The organism is Streptomyces chattanoogensis (genome assembly GCF_001294335.1).
Lineage (GTDB): Bacteria > Actinomycetota > Actinomycetes > Streptomycetales > Streptomycetaceae > Streptomyces > Streptomyces chattanoogensis.
In genome coordinates this window covers 18,413-32,294 of the sequence record NZ_LGKG01000165.1, presented here as the reverse complement: position 1 = coordinate 32,294, position 13,882 = coordinate 18,413, and the positions used below count along the sequence as shown (strand labels likewise).

Below are 13,882 nucleotides of genomic sequence, written 5' to 3'. Positions count from 1 at the left end.
TCCGGCGCGCGTGGCGTGGTGACGCCGCCTCAGAGCCGTCCGCCCGCCGGGTCCGCGGACAGCCGCTGCGCCGCGTACACGGGGAGCACCGACAGCGCGATCAGCAGTGTGGCGACGACATCGACGACCGGCGCCTGGTGAGGGCGCGCGAGGTTCTCGTAGATCCAGAGGGGCAGCGTCCTGGTGCCCGCGCCCGCGGTGAACGTGGTCACCACGACCTCGTCGAAGGAGAGCGCGAAGGCCAGCAGGGCGCCCGCGAAGAAGGCCGGGCGCAGCGCCGGGAAGGTGACGTACCGCAGGGTCTGCCAGGGGCGGGCGCCCAGGTCGGCGGAGGCCTCGGCCTGGGAGGGGGCGATCCGGCGGAGCCGCGCGGCCACGTTGTTGAAGACGATGACCACGCAGAAGGTCGCATGGCCGACGACGACGGTGAACAGGCCGAAGCCGATGCCGAGCGGCTCCAGGACGGTGCGGAACGCGGCGTTGAGCGCAATGCCGGTGACGATGCCGGGGAGGGCGATCGGCAGCACGATCAGGAACGAGACGGTCCGGCGGCCGAAGAAGCGGTGCCGGTGCACGGCGAAGGCGGCGAGCGAGCCGAGGACCAGGGCGATGACGGTGGCGCCGAGGCCCGCCCGCACTGAGGTCCACAGGGCGTCGCGGGCGCCCGCGCTGTGCAGGGCGCGGTGCCACCAGGCGCCGGTGAGGGCGGTGGGCGGCCAGGCGAAGGAGCGGTCGGCGTTGACGGAGTTGAGGACGACCAGGAGGAGGGGGAGATGGACGAGGGTGAGGCCGGCGGCCGTGATGCAGCCGAGCACGACGCGGGCGGTGCGCGACAGATGCACCGAACCACCTCCTGGCTAGAGGGAGTCGAGGGCGCCCGCCCGGCGGACGGCGGCGAGGTAGCAGACGATGAGCGCCACGGGGACGGCCGACAGGGCCGCGGCGAGCGGCAGGTCGAGGGTGACCTGGGAGGCGATGACATTGCCCAGGAGCTGGGTACGGCCGCCGACGATCTGCACGGTGAGGTAGTCACCGAGGGAGAGGGAGAAGGTGAACACGGACCCGGCCAGGAGCGCCGGGCGGACGGCCGGGGCGACGACGGATCCCAGCGTTCTGAGCGTGCCCGCCCCGAGGTCGGCGGAGGCCTCCAGCTGTCGGGCGGGCAGCCGTTCCAGGGCCGCGTACACCGGCAGGATCATGTACGGCAGCCAGAGGTAGGCGAGCACGATGACGACGGCACTCACTCCGTACCCCGGGCCGCGCAGACCGAACGGCTCGAGCGCTGCGTTGACGATGCCGTGCTCGCCGAGCATCACCCGCCAGGCGTACGCCTTGACCAGGTAGCCCGCCCACAGCGGGGTGAGGACGGCCACCACGAGGGCGCGGCGCAGCCGTCCGGTCGCCACCCGGGCCATGAAGAAGGCGACCGGGAGGGCGAGGGCGGCGTCGAGGAGGGTGACGGTGACGGCGATGCCCAGGGTGCGCAGGGCGACGGTGCGGTAGACGGGGGTGCCGAGGATCTCGCGGAAGTTGTCCGTGGTGAAGGAGCGGACGACGTCGGAGGTGAAGGGGTCGGTGGTCCAGAAGGCGGAGAGGAGGAGCACCGCGAGGGAGCCCAGGTAGGCGAGGACCAGCCAGAGGAGGGGCGGGGCGAGGAGGGCGGCGAGCCGGCCGCGGGCGCGGTCCGTCGTGGGCATGGGCCCTCAGCCCTTGATCTCCGTCCAGGCCCGGGTCCATTCCGCGTAGTCCGTGCACTTGACGCCCTTCCGCCCGTCGAGGCACTGCGGGACGGGGGTGGTCCAGAAGTGGACACGGCGGTAGTAGCGCTCGTCGGCGGCGTGGAAGACCGCGCAGTGGTGCGGGTCGGTGGTCTCGCGGCAGGCCCTGGCGTTCGCCGGTGCCTCGCCGAAATACTCGGCCACCTGGGCGTTCACCTTCGGGGAGACGATCCAGTCGAGCCATTTGTAGGCGCAGTTGGGATGCTTCGCCTTGGCAGAGACCATCCAGGTGTCGGACCAGCCGGTCGCGCCTTCCTTGGGGAGTACGGCCTTGACCGGCGCCTTTTCCGCCGCGGCGGTGTTGGCGATGACCTGCCAGGTGGTGCCGATGACACTGTCGCCGCCCTTGAAGGCGGTGACTTCCTTCTGGTAGTCGCTCCAGTACTCGCCGATGTGCTGCCGCTGTTTCTTCAACAGGCTTACAGCGGCGGCGAGTTGCTTGCTGTCCAGCGCGTACGGGTCCTTGATGCCGAGCGCGGGCCTGGTCTTCATCAGATAGAGCGCGGCATCGGCGATGTAGATGGGCGAGTCGTACGCGGTCACCTTGCCCGAGTACGTCGCCGCGCCGTCGAAGACGGCCTTCCAGGAGTCGGGGGCCGGGGACACCTTGTCGGTGCGGTACATCAGCAGATTGGCGCCGCGGCCGTGCGGAATGCCGTACATCTGCCCGTTCCTGGAGTTGAACGGGCGCATCTTCAGGCCGGGGAAGACATCGCGGTAGTTCGGGACCAGCCCGGTGTTGACGGGGGCCACGTCCTTGGCGGCGATCAGCCGCAGGGTGGCGTCGCCGGAGGCGGAGACGGTGTCGTACTGGCCGGTCTTCATCAGCGAGACCATTTCGTCGGAGGTCCCGGCGATCTTGGTGTTGACCTTGCAGCCGGTCCGTTTCTCGAAGGGGTGCACCCAGTCGGTCCTGGGGTCGTTGGAACCGTCCTCGGCATAGCCGGCCCAGGCGATGATGTCGACCCGGCCCTCCCCCTTGCCGAGGGTCTTCTGCTCGGCGGGGGCCTTCTCGCCCGCACCGCCGCCGGATCCGCACGCGGCGGTCAGCAGCAGGACACCGGCCGCCACGGCGGCCTTCCACGGATTCGCGCAGCGCATGGTGAACTCCCCTGTCGCACACGGCTGTCGGGCCCCGCCAGTATCCGGAAACCAGCCATTCGCCACCAGAGCGCGTGGGACGTCCGACGTCCAACAGCCCGGCATGCGACATCCGACATCCGACATCCGACGTCCAACAGTCCGGTACCGGGGAGGCCGGCCCGGCGCGGGGGCGGTCAGCCCGGCACGGCGAAGGCATCGCCGGTGTCCCATACGAGGTTCACCGCCGCCCCGGTACGGGCCGCCTCCGGCAGTCGTGCGGTGTGCTGCCGGAGCACGGTGAGGCGGTCGTCACCGGCTTCGAGACGGACCGTGAAACGGGTGTGGGCGCCGGCGTGGGCGATCTCGGCGATGCGGCCGGGCAGACACCGCTCCCCCGGGCCCGGGACGCTGCCGGGCGGCGCGATGCGGATCCGTTCGGGGCGGATACTGTACGTGCCCGGGGCGCCGACGACGCGCACCGCCGCCTCGTCCCGCAGCAGATTGGTGGTGCCGACGAAGCCCGCGACAAACGCGCTGGCCGGGCGGTCGTAGACCTCCAGCGGCGGGCCGGTCTGCTCGATGCGGCCGCCGTCGAGGACGGCGAGGCGGTCACTGAGCGTCAGCGCCTCCTCCTGGTCGTGGGTGACCAGGAGGAAGGTGACCCCGGTGGCGCGCTGGATGCGCTTGAGTTCCGCCTGCATCTCGTGCCGCAGTCCGAGGTCGAGGGCACCGAGGGGTTCGTCGAGCAGCAGCAGTCCGGGGCTGTCGATCAGGGCGCGGGCCAGGGCGACGCGCTGGCGCTGGCCGCCGGAGAGCTGTGCGGGGCGGCGCGGCCCGTAGCCGTCGAGCCGGACGGTCGCCAGGCCCTCGCGGGCGCGGGCGAGGCGTTCGGCCTTGCGGACCCCGCGCACGGTCAGCGCGTAGGCGACGTTCTGCTCGACGGTCATATGCGGGAAGAGGGCGTAGTCCTGGAAGACGGTGTGGACGTCGCGGCGGCTGGGCGGGAGGGCGGTGACATCCCGGCCGGCGAGCGCGATACGGCCGGCGGTGGGGCGTTCGAAGCCGGCGATCAGACGCAGCAGGGTGGTCTTGCCGGAGCCGGAGGGGCCGAGGAGGGAGAAGAACTCGCCCTGGTGGACGGTGAGTTCGACGTCGTTCACGGCACGGACCGGGCCGTAGTCCTTGGCGACGCCGGTCAGCCGGACGGCGTGGGGTGCGGTCGTACGGGCGGCATCGGCAGCGGCGCGGGCGGCTTCGGTCACGGGCGCTCCCCCTCGTGCACGGCTTGATCGCGCCGGCGACTGTACCGGGGTTCCGCGCCGGGCGGCAGCATGCCACACTCCTGACGTACCGTCAGTTATGACGTCCGTCAGTGACGCTTTCCGGGAGGCGCCGTGCCACGCACACCCAAGCCCGTGGTGCCGGGGTGGTTCGATCCGGACGCCGGCCCCGCGGAGTTCCGGCTGCTGGGGACGCGGTGCCGGGCCTGCGATGCGGTGTTCTTCCCCCGCGAGGACTGCTTCTGCCGCAACCCCGGCTGCGCGGGCGGCGAGCTGGTGGAGGTGCCGCTCTCCCGCCACGGCACGGTCTGGTCGTACACCGACGCGCACTATCGGCCGCCCGCTCCGTACGTCAGCGATCCGGACGCCGAATGGCAGCCGTACACGCTGGTCGCGGTGGAGCTGGCGGCCGAGCGGATGGTGGTGCTCGGGCAGGCGGCGCCCGGTGTGACCGTCGCGGACCTCGAGGTGGGCGCGGAGGTGGAACTGGTGCCGGGGGTGCTCGACGAGGACGCGGAGCACACCTGGAGGACCTGGCACTGGAAGCCGGTCGCCGCCGGCCGGAGGAGGGACGTATGACGTCCGACGTGGCGGTGCTCGGCGCCGGGATGCACCCCTGGGGCAAGTGGGGCCGCAGCTTTGTCGAATACGGGACGAAGGCGGCGCGGAATGCGCTGGCGGACGCGGGGCTGGAGTGGAACCGCGTGCAGAGCGTGGTGGGGGCCGGCACGGTGCGCGGCGGCTATCCCGGTTACGTGGCGGGGGCGACCTTCGCCCGGGCGCTGGGGTGGCAGGGGGCGCGGGTGACCAGCGTCTATGCGGCCTGTGCGTCCGGTGCGCAGGCCATCGGCACCGCGCGGGCGCAGATTCTGGCGGGTATGGCGGAGGTCGCGCTGGTGGTGGGCGCCGATGCCGCACCCAAGGGGTTCTTCGCCCCGGCCGGCGGTGAGCGGCCCGACGATCCCGACTGGCTGCGGTTCCGGGTGCTGGGCGCGACCAATCCGGCGTACTTCGGGCTGTATGCGCGGCGGAGGATGGCGCTGTACGGCGACACGGCGGACGATTTCGCCCGGGTGAAGGTGAAGAACTCGGCGGCGGGCGCGCTCAATCCGTACGCCCGCTACCGCAAGCGGGTCACCGCCGAGGAGGTCGCCGCATCGGCCGTGGTCTGTGATCCGCTGCGGCTGCTGGACATCTGTGCCACCTCCGACGGCGCCGCGGCACTGGTCCTGAGCAGCATGGACTTCGCCCGGCGGCACGGCGCCGCGGACCCGGTGCGGATCCGGGCGGTCTCCACGGCGACCCCGCAGTACCCCCGGACCGAACTGGACCTGCCCGATATCGCCACCGACTCCGCGGCCGCCGTACCGGCGCCGGAGGCCGGGTTCCGGTCCTCCATCGCGCGGTATGCGTACGAGGAGGCGGGGCTGGGCCCCGAGGACCTCTCGCTGGCCGAGGTCTATGACCTGTCCACCGCGCTGGAGCTGGAGTGGTACGAGGACCTGGGCCTGTGCGGCGCCGGCGAGGCGGCAAAGCTGCTGCGGGACGGGACGACGGCGCTCGGCGGACGGCTGCCGGTGAACGCCGGCGGCGGGCTGGCCTCTTTCGGCGAGGCGGTGCCGGCCCAGGCCATCGCCCAGGTCTGCGAGCTGACCTGGCAACTGCGGGAGCAGGCGGGCGAGCGTCAAGTACCGGGTGCGCGAGTGGGTATGACGGCCAATCAGGGGCTGTTCGGGCACGGGTCGGCGGTCGTTGCCGTGCGGTGAAGGGCCGGACGTGGGACGTCCGACAATGCCCCGCCCGACGCCCCGCTCGAAGATCGTGTGTGGATCGCAGGACGGCCCCCCATACGCTCCGGAAGGATGCGTGAACACTGCGTGAACCGGGCGCCGCCCGGCCTCCGGGGGCGGCATGCTGGCGCGGTGCCTGCCTGGACGGACCAGCTTCGCTTCGCCTTTCAGCCCGTTGTGAACCTTGCGACCGGCTCGATCGCCGCACTGGAGATACTCGCCCGCCCCGAGGACGGCGGGACCGATGTCCTGGGCTCGGCGCACCGCTGTCCCGACCTGGACGCCGAGCTGGCGGCGCTCGCCGTACGGGCCGCGGCACACCAGGAGACGATGCTGCCGCTGCATGTGAACGTCTTCGCCGCAACGGTCGCCGAGCTGCCGTCGCTGACGTCGCTCGGCAAGGCCGTACGGGACGTGGGACGTCGGCCGTGGGAGATCACCCTGGACATCGGCGGGCCCTTCACCCATGTCCCGCACCGTTCGCTGCGGGAGGCGGTGGCGGGGCTGCGCGACGAGGGCTACCGGATCTGCGCGGACGGCGTCGGGGACGGCGATCTGCCGCTGCGGCTGCTCGGCGAACTGGCGCCGGACCTCGTCAAGCTCGACCGGTCGCTGTGCGCGGGGCTCGCCGCCGACCGGGGCCGCCGGGCCGCGGTGGCTGCGATGCGGCAGCTGTGCGAGCAGGTGGGCGGGCTGCTGGCGATCGAGGGCGTGGAGACCGAGCGGCAGTATGCGGCGGTGCGGGAGGCGGGGGTGCAGCTGGCGCAGGGGCATCTGTTCGCGCCGCCCGCCCGGCGCGCGTCCGCCGAGGTGTATCTGCCGCCCGACCGCCCGCCGGCGGCGCGCGGCCCCGCACCGTACAGTCCGCCCTCGGGACCGCCGGTCGCGCAGTTTCTGCAGCCCGCGGCGCTGCTGCCGATGTCCGCGTCGGCGGGCGCGGTGCGCAGCCATCTCACCGGGTTCCCGGGGGTGTCGGGGGTGCTGCTGGTGGACACCGACGGGGTGCCGGTGCGGGCGATCGACCGCGACCGGTTCCTGCTGTCGCTCTCCGGGCGGTACGGGCATGCCCTGTATGCCGACCGGCCGGCGCTGCGGCTGGCCGACCGGCCGCGGACGGTGGGCGCGGACGCCACCGCCTGGGAGGTGCTGGATGTGATAGCGGACGGGGAACGCGACCGTACCGGCGACGATGTGGCGGTGGTCGACGAGCGGGGCCGGTGCATGGGCGTGGTGCATCTCGCGGACATTCTGCGGGCGCTGGCCGAGAGCCGGGTGGAGGAGGCGGCACGGCTCAACCCGCTGACCCGGCTGCCCGGTTCGGACGCGGTCAACGGCGAGGTGGACCGGCGGATAGCCGAGGGCCGGGCGTTCGCGCTCAGCTGGCTGGATGTGGACGGTTTCAAACAGGTCAACGACGGTGCGGGGTTTGCGGCGGGCGATGAGCTGATCCGGTCGGTGGGGCGGGCGCTGGCGGAGGTGGCGGCGCGCGAACCGTCCTCCCGGGTGGGGCACATCGGCGGGGACGACTTTCTGGTGCTGGCCGGACCCGAGGGGCCGACGCCGTTCGCTGAGGCGGTGCTGGATGTGCCGTGGTCGGCGGGCGGACGGCCGGTCACGCTGTCGCTGGCGACGGTCGACTGTCCGCCCGGCAGCGTCCGCAGTCACGGCGAGGCGGCGGCCGCGCTGGCGCCGCTGAAGAAGGCGGCGAAGGCGCTGCCGGGGGCGAGCTGGGTGGTCGGCCGGCCGGGCTCGGCGGGTACGGAGGTGCGGCGGGGAGCCATGGCGCGGGTGCCGTCACCGGCCGCCCCGGCGGGTCCGACCTGCGCGGGCACGGCCGGAGCGGAGGGCGTACGCATCTGCCCCTGACGCCCGTCACACCTGTAATGGCGTCACAGGCCCTCCCCGGACCCGCACACTGGCGCTCAACATCCCCAGCGGTACGCGACCTTGACGCTCCGTCACCCCGGGTGAACACTTCCGGATGCCTGTACGGAGGACCGGACCGGGGCACGCCCCCGGGCGAGGGCCAAGGAGCCGCCATGTATGCCAATGGGGACATCTTCGTCGGTGAAGTGATAGGCACCGCGATCCTGATTCTGTTCGGCGCCGGTGTGTGCGCCGCCGTCACCCTGCACCATTCGAAGGCCCGAGGCGCCGGCTGGCTGGTGATCGCCTTCGGCTGGGGTCTGGGCGTGCTCGCCGGGGCCTATACCGCCGCGCCGCTGTCCGGGGGCCACCTCAACCCGGCGGTGACGGTCGGCTCGGCCGTCGCGGGCGGCACCGAGTGGTCGAAGGTGCCGCTGTACGTCGGGGCGCAGCTGACCGGCGCGCTGATCGGCGCCGCGGCGGCCTGGGCCCTGTATTACGCGCAGTTCGCCGCCAACTCCGAGCGGGACAAGGCGCAGCCGACGGTGGGGATCTTCGCCACCGGCCCGGAGATCCGCCATCCGGCCGCCAACCTGGTCACCGAGATCATCGCCACCGTCGGGCTGGTGCTGCCGATCCTGTTCTTCGGCGAGAACAAGGGCATCGGCATCGGGCAGGTCCCCGGTGACCGGGCCGGTGTCTACGGCTCCGGGATCAACGTGCTGCTCGTCGCGCTGCTCGTCGTCGGCATCGGCCTCTCGCTCGGCGGGCCCACCGGCTATGCCATCAACCCCGCCCGCGATCTGGGCCCGCGGATCGCGCACGCCCTGCTGCCGATCCCCAACAAGGGCTCGTCCGACTGGGGTTACGCCTGGATCCCGGTGGCCGGTCCGCTGATCGGCGCGGTGCTCTCCGGCCTGGTGTATCAGGCGGCGTTCTGACAGCACGGCGTCCCCACCGCACGGGATCCGGACTGCACGGGATCCGGCCCGTCGCCGCCCGGACGCCACGGGCCGGCACCGGCGAGGCCCCGTACCCACTCGGACACAGGACTTCAGGAGGCGTGACGGCATGACGCAGCACACGGAGAAGTACGTCGCCGCGATCGACCAGGGCACCACGTCGAGCCGCTGCATCATCTTCAACCACGACGGGGCGATCGTCGCCGTCGACCAGCGCGAGCACCGCCAGATCTTCCCGCAGCCGGGCTGGGTGGAGCACGACGCCACCGAGATCTGGACCAAGGTGCAGGCCGTGGTGGCGGGCGCGCTGACCAAGGCGGGGCTGCGCGCGGACCAGCTGAGCGCGCTGGGCATCACCAACCAGCGCGAGACCACGGTCCTGTGGGACCGGGCCACCGGCCGCCCCGTACACCACGCGATCGTCTGGCAGGACACCCGTACCGCCGGGCTGTGCACCGAACTGGGCGGCGCGGACGGCCAGGACCGCTTCCGGGACGCCACCGGACTGCCGCTGGCCAGCTACTTCTCCGGTCCCAAGGCGGCCTGGCTGCTGGACGAGGTCCCCGGACTGCGGGAGCGCGCCGAGCGCGGCGAGATCGCGTTCGGCACCATCGACTCCTGGCTGATCTGGAATCTGACCGGCGGCACCGAGGGCGGGGTGCATGTCACGGATGTGACCAACGCGGGCCGCACCATGCTGATGAACCTGACCACGCTCCAGTGGGATCCGGCGATCCTGTCGGCGATGCGGGTGCCGGAGGCGATGCTGCCGGAGATCCGCTCGTCGGCCGAGGTGTACGGGACGGCCGTCGGGCAGCTGCACGGTGTGCCCGTGGCGTCCGCGCTGGGCGATCAGCAGGCGGCCGTCTTCGGCCAGACCTGTTACGGCGTCGGGGAGGCCAAGAACACCTACGGCACCGGCTCGTTCCTGCTGCTGAACACCGGCAGCCGCCCGGTCCCGTCCAAGAGCGGGCTGCTGACGACCATGGGCTACCAGCTCGGCGGCGAGGCGCCGGTGTACTGCCTGGAGGGCTCCATCGCCATCACCGGCGCCCTGGTGCAGTGGCTGCGCGACCAGCTCGGCATCATCGCGTCGGCGGCCGAGATCGAGCCGCTGGCGGCGAGCGTCCCGGACAACGGCGGCGCGTATGTCGTCCCGGCGTTCTCCGGACTGTTCGCGCCGTACTGGCGTTCCGACGCGCGCGGGGTGATCACCGGGCTCACCGGTTTCGTCACCAAGGCGCATCTGGCCCGCGCCGTCCTGGAGGCGACCAGCTGGCAGACCCGGGAGGTCGTGGACGCCATGTACCAGGACTCGGGGGTGCGGATCACCCGGCTCAAAGTGGACGGAGGCATGACGTCCAACAACCTGCTGATGCAGCATCAGGCGGATGTGCTGGGCGTGCCGGTGATCCGTCCGGTGATCCCGGAGACGACGTGTCTGGGCGCGGCGTACGCGGCGGGCCTGGCGACCGGCGTCTGGCAGGACCTGGACGAGCTGACGGCGCACTGGAAGCGCGACCGGGAGTGGGCGCCGCGGATGGACGGTCAGGCCCGGGAGCGCGAGTACGGCAACTGGCGCAAGGCCGTGGAGCGCAGCTTCGGCTGGCTGGACGGGACGTCGTGAGCTGAACCGGCCGCGGACGTACGGCCCGTGCCCCGGGCGGCGGGGTGCGGGCCGTACGCCCGGGGTCAGGGCAGCGCGGGCTCCCGCCGCCGGGTGTCGGCCTCCAGCGCATGCTCGACGACGGAGATCAGCACCTCTCGTGCGGAGTCCTTGTGCCGCGCGTCGCACAGCATCACCGGCACCCCGGGGTCGAGGTCCAGGGCTTCCCGGACGGTCTCGGCGGGGTACTGCTCGGCGCCGTCGAAGCAGTTGACGGCGACCGTGAACGGCAGTCCGCTCCGCTCGAAGTAGTCGATCGCGGCGAAGCAGTCCGTGAGGCGGCGGGTGTCGGCGAGCACCACCGCGCCGAGGGCGCCGCGTGCCAGCTCGTCCCACAGGAACCAGAAGCGGTCCTGGCCGGGGGTGCCGAAGAGATAGAGGACGAGTTCGTCGTTGAGGGTGATCCGGCCGAAGTCCATCGCGACGGTCGTGGTGGTCTTGGCCTCCACCCCGTCGAGGTCGTCGACCGGCCGGCCCGCCTCGGTCAGCCGCTCCTCGGTACGCAGCGGTCTGATCTCACTGACGGCGCCCACCAGGGTGGTCTTGCCCACGCCGAATCCGCCCGCGACCAGGATCTTGAGCGTCATGGGGTCGACGGCAGGGGACCGGCGGCGGCGCTCGGAACGCCCGAAGGCCATGGATACAGTCTCCTGAAGTGCCGGGGATGCGGGGCACCCGCGCTTCTTCCGCGCGTGTCCCCCGAGGGGGCGGCACACCGTTCGGCAGCCGCAAGGGAACGGTACAACGTGCGCTGCGCGGCGCCCACTTGAGGTACGGACCCGTCCGGTAACGCCGCCCCGGTCAGCGCCGGTCGAGCGCTTCGGGCCGGTCGAGCAGCCCCAGGAAGGAGACGAAGCTGGATTCCACGAAGGCACACAGTTCGTCACGGGTGCCGTCGTGGGTCTCGTCCTGGCCGTCGCCGTTCCCGGCCGGCCAGCTGATGACGGCCTCCTCGGCGAAGGCCATCCAGGCCCGGGAGGCCAGATCCAGCCGGGGTGCGTCCGGCATGCCCAGCCGCCGCTGCCCGTCACGGACCCGGCGGGCGAGCGTCTCACGCGTCTCGTCGAGGATGTCGGTCACCGCGGGATGGCTGCCCGCGGCGCCCCGGACCAGTGCGAGGTAGATCCGGCGGTGCTCCATGACGTACGCGACGAAGCCGGCGATGAAGGCCCGCATCCAGGGCACGGGTGCCAGCGCGGGGTCCGGTTCGGTGGCGGCCGTGAAGCGGTCGCACGCGGCGCGGACGACGGCGCGGAAGAAGTCGCGTTTGGAGTCGAAGTAGTGGAAGAGCAGTCCGCGGGAGATCCCGGCCCGGCGGGCGACCTCGTCGGTGGACAGTTCGTCCAGGGAGCGGTCGGCGAGCATCTCCAGCCCGATGCCGACCAGCTGGTCCCTGCGCTGGTCGGGGGTGAGGCGGGTGACCCGCTTGCCGGACATGCCCGCAGTGTACGGGGACCGGGGGCCGGAACGATCTCGGTGCGCACCGGCCCCCGGCGGCCCGTCAGGCGTATGTGCCCAGGTGGTCGAGGATCTTGGGCGTGACGAGGTCCGGGACCTCCTCGGGCAGCCAGTGGCTGACGCCCTCGAGCGCCTCGAAGGTGTACGGGCCGTCCACCCACTCCCCCGTCGCCTCGGCGGCGCCGCGGCCCAGGGCGACGTCCTCGCTGCCCCACAGGAAGAGGGTGGGGACGGTGATGCGGCCCGCGGGTACGGAGATCACCGAGGCGGGGGCCCGGTACCAGTTGAGGGTGGCGGTCAGCGCGCCCGGCTCGGCCAGGCGGCGGACATTGGCCTCGACGAGTGCGGCCGGGACCCTGCCGCCGTACGCGGCGCGCAGCCGGGCCGCGTCGTCGGCGAGCAGGGCCGCCTCCGCCGCATGGCCGTCCTGCCGGAAGAAGCGGACGTAGTCGAGGCGGTGGTGCTGTTCGGGGTCCCCGGCGGCGGCGCGGTTGAGCGCCTCGGGGTGCGGGGTGGCCAGTACGGTCAGCGACTTCAGCCGCTCGGGGTGGGCCCCGGCCAGCGCCCAGGCGACCATGCCGCCCCAGTCGTGCGCGACCACATGGAAGCGGTCCGCGCCCTGGGATCCGGCGAAGGCGAGGGCGTCGGCGACGAGCTCGGGTACGGCGTAGTCGGCGATCCGCGGCGGGCGGGCGCCCGGGGAGTAGCCGCGCTGGTCGACGGCGACGGCGCGGTAGCCGGCCGCGCCCAGGGCGGGCAGCACACCGCTCCAGGAGTCGGCGAATTCTGGCCAGCCGTGCAGCAGCAGGACCGGTTCACCGTCGGCCGGGCCGGCCGCCAGGGCGTCGTAGGTGTGCGGGCCGACCTGGAGTTCCAGGCGTTCAACGGGGGCCGGTGTGGATTCCATGGCCATGGCGGCGCTCTCCTCGTGGGGTGTGCTGCTGGTCGCTCGGACTGCTCGGTTCCCGTACCGCTCAGCGGCCGCACCACTCAGCGGTCGTCCTGCTCGGCGGACGTACTGCTCGGCGGACGTACTGCTCGGCGGACGTACTGACAAATGCTCAACAAGCACGGTACCCGCATGTTGAGTAATGCTCAACAAGACCGAAGGCCGCCCTCACGGTTCGGCGGTACCGTGAGAATCAGGCTGCGAAGCAGAGCGTGGAATGAACCGGCACCGCACCACCCCGACCCCGCCACCCGAAGAGCTGCTGCGCCTCCTCGGCCGGCTCACCGGCCGGGTCATGGAAGGGATCAAGCTGCAGCAGGCGCGGGTGGCGCTGGCCGTGGAACTGCAGCGCCATATGCTGCCGCCCGAGCTGCCGGGACTGCCCGGACTGCAGACCGCGGCCCGCTACGTACCGGCGCAGACCGGGCTGGACATCGGCGGCGACTGGTACGACGGCTTCGCACTGCCGGACGGCTCGCTCGCCTTCGCCATCGGAGACGTCGAGGGCCATGACGTGGAGGCCGCGGCCTTCATGGGCCAGGTCCGCACCGGCCTGCGCGCCGTCGCGGGCGCCACCACCGACCCGGGCGAGGTGCTGGGCCGGGCCAACAACCTCCTGCTGTCGATGAGTTCGGACCTGATGGCCACCTGCACCTTTCTGCGCTTCGACCCCGCCAGCGGCGAACTTGCCGACTCCCGCGCCGGACATGTCCCGGCGGTCTGGGGCACGGCCGACGGCGCGGAGGTCCTGCACGACGCGGGCGGCCTGCCGCTGGGGGTCCTGCCGGACGAGGAGTATCCGGTCACCCACCGCCGGCTGGCTCACCGGGGCGCGTTCGTCCTGATCACCGACGGGGTGGTGGAAGGTCCTACGTTCCCCCTCGAGCGGGGGCTGGCGCGGGTGGCCGAACTGGTCGGCGGCCGCTACCGCGCGGACGCCGACGACCTGGCCTGCGAGGTGATCGCGGTGGCCGATCTGACCGGACACCGCGACGACGCCGCGGTCCTCGTCCTCCGCCACGACGGCGGTCCCTACACCTAGCAGGCCGA

At 72.5% G+C, this 13,882-nt stretch carries 13 protein-coding genes; 6 read left to right on the top strand and 7 right to left on the bottom strand.

Annotated elements, in window-relative coordinates:
* Nucleotides 1–29: 29 nt before the first annotated feature.
* The 4 genes from ADL29_RS31220 to ADL29_RS31205 all read right to left on the bottom strand — a co-directional run bounded on the left by ADL29_RS31220 (nucleotide 30) and on the right by ADL29_RS31205 (nucleotide 4,123).
* The gene (locus ADL29_RS31220; RefSeq protein ID WP_053926914.1) at nucleotides 30–842 is read right to left on the bottom strand and encodes an ABC transporter permease; all 813 of its coding nucleotides are present in this window, start codon (nucleotides 840–842) and stop codon (nucleotides 30–32) included.
* A gap of 15 nt (nucleotides 843–857) precedes the next feature.
* On the bottom strand, nucleotides 858–1,697 hold the full coding sequence (locus ADL29_RS31215; protein WP_053926913.1) for an ABC transporter permease: 840 nt from the start codon (nucleotides 1,695–1,697) through the stop codon (nucleotides 858–860).
* Between the two features lie 6 nt (nucleotides 1,698–1,703).
* Nucleotides 1,704–2,879, bottom strand: a complete 1,176-nt coding sequence (locus ADL29_RS31210; RefSeq protein ID WP_053926912.1) for an ABC transporter substrate-binding protein — start codon at nucleotides 2,877–2,879, stop codon at nucleotides 1,704–1,706.
* Nucleotides 2,880–3,055: 176 nt separating this feature from the next.
* On the bottom strand, nucleotides 3,056–4,123 hold the full coding sequence (locus tag ADL29_RS31205; RefSeq protein ID WP_053926911.1) for an ABC transporter ATP-binding protein: 1,068 nt from the start codon (nucleotides 4,121–4,123) through the stop codon (nucleotides 3,056–3,058).
* 132 nt (nucleotides 4,124–4,255) lie between these two features.
* On the opposite strand from ADL29_RS31205, the gene ADL29_RS31200 reads away from it, so the two are divergent.
* From ADL29_RS31200 to glpK, 5 genes are all read left to right on the top strand, one after another.
* On the top strand, nucleotides 4,256–4,720 hold the full coding sequence (locus tag ADL29_RS31200) for a Zn-ribbon domain-containing OB-fold protein (protein WP_053926910.1): 465 nt from the start codon (nucleotides 4,256–4,258) through the stop codon (nucleotides 4,718–4,720).
* Entirely contained in the window at nucleotides 4,717–5,907 is a 1,191-nt protein-coding gene (locus tag ADL29_RS31195) for a lipid-transfer protein (protein ID WP_053926909.1), read from the top strand. The genes ADL29_RS31200 and ADL29_RS31195 overlap by 4 nt, the downstream gene beginning before the upstream one ends.
* Before the next feature lie 156 nt (nucleotides 5,908–6,063).
* Nucleotides 6,064–7,797 carry a GGDEF domain-containing protein gene (locus ADL29_RS31190; protein ID WP_053926926.1) on the top strand — a complete coding sequence of 578 codons (1,734 nt, stop codon included), beginning with the start codon at nucleotides 6,064–6,066 and terminating at the stop codon, nucleotides 7,795–7,797.
* A gap of 173 nt (nucleotides 7,798–7,970) precedes the next feature.
* A complete protein-coding gene (locus ADL29_RS31185; RefSeq protein ID WP_053926908.1) occupies nucleotides 7,971–8,738 on the top strand; it encodes an MIP/aquaporin family protein in 768 nt (255 codons plus the stop codon).
* A 130-nt stretch (nucleotides 8,739–8,868) separates the two neighbouring features.
* Nucleotides 8,869–10,386 carry a glycerol kinase GlpK gene (glpK, locus tag ADL29_RS31180; RefSeq protein WP_053926907.1) on the top strand — a complete coding sequence of 506 codons (1,518 nt, stop codon included), beginning with the start codon at nucleotides 8,869–8,871 and terminating at the stop codon, nucleotides 10,384–10,386.
* Nucleotides 10,387–10,451: 65 nt separating this feature from the next.
* Here the strand turns inward: glpK and ADL29_RS31175 are convergent, their stop codons facing one another.
* The 3 genes from ADL29_RS31175 to ADL29_RS31165 form a co-directional block, all read right to left on the bottom strand.
* On the bottom strand, nucleotides 10,452–11,063 hold the full coding sequence (locus ADL29_RS31175) for a GTP-binding protein (protein ID WP_046929357.1): 612 nt from the start codon (nucleotides 11,061–11,063) through the stop codon (nucleotides 10,452–10,454).
* Between the two features lie 163 nt (nucleotides 11,064–11,226).
* Nucleotides 11,227–11,862: a TetR/AcrR family transcriptional regulator gene (locus ADL29_RS31170; RefSeq protein WP_053926906.1), complete on the bottom strand. Its 636-nt coding sequence runs from the start codon at nucleotides 11,860–11,862 to the stop codon at nucleotides 11,227–11,229.
* Nucleotides 11,863–11,926: 64 nt separating this feature from the next.
* On the bottom strand, nucleotides 11,927–12,796 hold the full coding sequence (locus ADL29_RS31165) for an alpha/beta fold hydrolase (protein ID WP_107095133.1): 870 nt from the start codon (nucleotides 12,794–12,796) through the stop codon (nucleotides 11,927–11,929).
* 253 nt (nucleotides 12,797–13,049) lie between these two features.
* On the opposite strand from ADL29_RS31165, the gene ADL29_RS31160 reads away from it, so the two are divergent.
* On the top strand, nucleotides 13,050–13,874 hold the full coding sequence (locus ADL29_RS31160; RefSeq protein WP_053926905.1) for a PP2C family protein-serine/threonine phosphatase: 825 nt from the start codon (nucleotides 13,050–13,052) through the stop codon (nucleotides 13,872–13,874).
* Nucleotides 13,875–13,882: the final 8 nt, after the last annotated feature.

Bases quoted from the DNA above. Each gene is read 5' to 3' on its own strand.
- ADL29_RS31215 (WP_053926913.1), bottom strand. From the start codon at position 1,697: ATGCCCACGACGGACCGCGCCCGCGGCCGGCTCGCCGCCCTCCTCGCC.
- ADL29_RS31210 (WP_053926912.1), bottom strand. From the start codon at position 2,879: ATGCGCTGCGCGAATCCGTGGAAGGCCGCCGTGGCGGCCGGTGTCCTG.
- ADL29_RS31195 (WP_053926909.1), top strand. From the start codon at position 4,717: ATGACGTCCGACGTGGCGGTGCTCGGCGCCGGGATGCACCCCTGGGGC.
- ADL29_RS31185 (WP_053926908.1), top strand. From the start codon at position 7,971: ATGTATGCCAATGGGGACATCTTCGTCGGTGAAGTGATAGGCACCGCG.
- glpK (WP_053926907.1), top strand. From the start codon at position 8,869: ATGACGCAGCACACGGAGAAGTACGTCGCCGCGATCGACCAGGGCACC.
- ADL29_RS31175 (WP_046929357.1), bottom strand. From the start codon at position 11,063: ATGGCCTTCGGGCGTTCCGAGCGCCGCCGCCGGTCCCCTGCCGTCGAC.
- ADL29_RS31170 (WP_053926906.1), bottom strand. From the start codon at position 11,862: ATGTCCGGCAAGCGGGTCACCCGCCTCACCCCCGACCAGCGCAGGGAC.
- ADL29_RS31165 (WP_107095133.1), bottom strand. From the start codon at position 12,796: ATGGCCATGGAATCCACACCGGCCCCCGTTGAACGCCTGGAACTCCAG.
- ADL29_RS31160 (WP_053926905.1), top strand. From the start codon at position 13,050: ATGAACCGGCACCGCACCACCCCGACCCCGCCACCCGAAGAGCTGCTG.